Annotated in this window: 3 protein-coding genes; 2 read left to right on the top strand and 1 reads right to left on the bottom strand. The window is 33.2% G+C overall.

The window, feature by feature from the left end; translation table 11 throughout:
- Positions 1-489 precede the first annotated feature (489 nt).
- On the top strand, positions 490-786 hold the full coding sequence (locus AC1DIV_RS29895; RefSeq protein ID WP_048689178.1) for a hypothetical protein: 297 nt from the start codon (positions 490-492) through the stop codon (positions 784-786).
- A gap of 381 nt (positions 787-1,167) precedes the next feature.
- On the opposite strand, the gene AC1DIV_RS29890 is transcribed toward AC1DIV_RS29895, so the two are convergent.
- Positions 1,168-1,401: a hypothetical protein gene (locus AC1DIV_RS29890; protein ID WP_048689180.1), complete on the bottom strand. Its 234-nt coding sequence runs from the start codon at positions 1,399-1,401 to the stop codon at positions 1,168-1,170.
- A gap of 193 nt (positions 1,402-1,594) precedes the next feature.
- Here AC1DIV_RS29890 and AC1DIV_RS29885 point away from each other — a divergent pair.
- Positions 1,595-1,788: PLDc N-terminal domain-containing protein (locus AC1DIV_RS29885; protein WP_477577955.1), on the top strand; the 194-nt coding region annotated here is incomplete at its 3' end.

The raw sequence follows: 1,788 nt of genomic DNA, 5'->3' as shown, positions 1-1,788 counted from the left end.
TGAAAAGCATGGATCTACACTTAGCCCTTCTGTTTTATGCCTAGCTGGATTTATTCCTAAAAAATGTTTAAAGTCTTCGGGTAACTGCATAACATTAGCTCCTTTCCCCTTTTTTATTTTTTATAAAGAACAATTCTTAATATATCCATYAAGAATATTTTTATTGCTATTTTTATCAAATGAATCAATTCTTAGTAGATATTTTGAGCATAAAGCTAAGAACTTCAGAATCCATTTTAAAAAATTATGAACATCGATGTTGATTTAACCAGCCCTGATTTCATTTAGCCGGGTTTTGGAAACAAATAGAGTGCAAAATCTGAATGCCTTGCCTTACCGGGGTGACTCCCATCCACTGCTATAAAACATCATCGTGAAATTCTCTGTGATTGAAGATAAAGTTGATGCAGTAAAATTTGATTGTATAAAAAAGGTTGAAAGGGAGAAGGTAATATTGCAAGTAAAAAACCAATAGAGAGGACGATAAAAATGAATCATAATTGGTTAAGACTATTAACAGTTGTTTTTCTTTCTGCCACGATGTTAATGGGATGTAATAATACAGATGGGGATAATGATCCAGCTCCTCCTGATACAGAGGAACCAATTGAAGATCCTAACGATGCAACAGATCCGGATAATACAGATGAAAATAAAGATGATGAAGCTGATTTAGTTCCTGATTCAGAAGATCCAGATGATGATGAAGCTGATTTAGTTCCTGATTCAGAAGAACCAATTGAAGATCCTAAAGATGTAAACGACCCAGATAATACAGATGAATAATAATTTAAATAGATAAACAGCAATATGTTTTAATACCGTTTGTTTTCAAACGGTATTTTTTTTATGCTTCAAATTGAACTTTATTATATATCTAAAAAAGTTTACTTTTCCAAGGGGATAAATCTTTATCCCCAGTATTTGGAGACTACTTCTGTATGGAGAGTTACAGAGCTAAAATAATTAATAATAATACGAATAAAGGGGGTATGCCAATGGATAGTACGGATAAGGAATATATGGATAAGGATAATATCTATATCTACTCAATAATGCTCCAGCCAATAATCCAACTAATACTCCTCCAAAAAAGGGGCTAACAAACTAATTGGCCTAGTGACAGGGTAGCTGCTCTAGTCCGCAGGATTTCTTCTAATAAAGTAATTAATTGTTAAATAAGGCAATAGAAAAGAAATGACAATAGGAAAAAACAAAAATAAACCCATTGAAATTACCATGCGAGTCTAATTCATCGCAATAAACCTCTGCTTCAATAAAACAATTCCTCATATCAGCCTCATTATCCAATTCACCGAGAATATCATACACAGTCTTTTCTAAGGCATCGACAGTTGTATAGGGGATGTAGATTATATACTCGTTAGCTATGATCTCCATTTTTGTAATTATCTTTTAGGAACTGTTCGATACTTCTCTTACCTTCCCTTTACCACGTATTCGCAGCCCCATTCTTAAAATTATTTAGGGTGTCTCATGAGAAAAGGTCTATCTAAACAATTCATTCGTATTCCAAACGTATACTCGCTACATAGTTTGTATATGTTAAGAAAAAACAAGGGAGGAATTTTAGTTGGAGTGGAATTTTTATCTATACTTGTTAAATACGTTCTTTATGTTATTCATAGCAATTTGGGAAGTTCGTCGGCCAGCCAAAGCTTTGAATTGGATAGTAATCGTCCTTGTTTTGCCTGTCATTGGTTTCTTACTATATCTTAGCATATCAAATCCCAAGCTTATTCATCGTAAAAGATTGACCTCTTCTCA

It is taken from the genome of Peribacillus sp. 05N428, from assembly GCF_056397085.1.
The sequence above is the reverse complement of the archived record's forward strand: the minus strand, read 5'-3'. Positions and strand labels throughout refer to the sequence as shown.

Excerpts from the sequence above, each read along its gene's own strand:
- AC1DIV_RS29895 (WP_048689178.1), top strand. The coding sequence starts at position 490 with ATGAATCATAATTGGTTAAGACTATTAACAGTTGTTTTTCTTTCTGCC.
- AC1DIV_RS29890 (WP_048689180.1), bottom strand. The coding sequence starts at position 1,401 with ATGGAGATCATAGCTAACGAGTATATAATCTACATCCCCTATACAACT.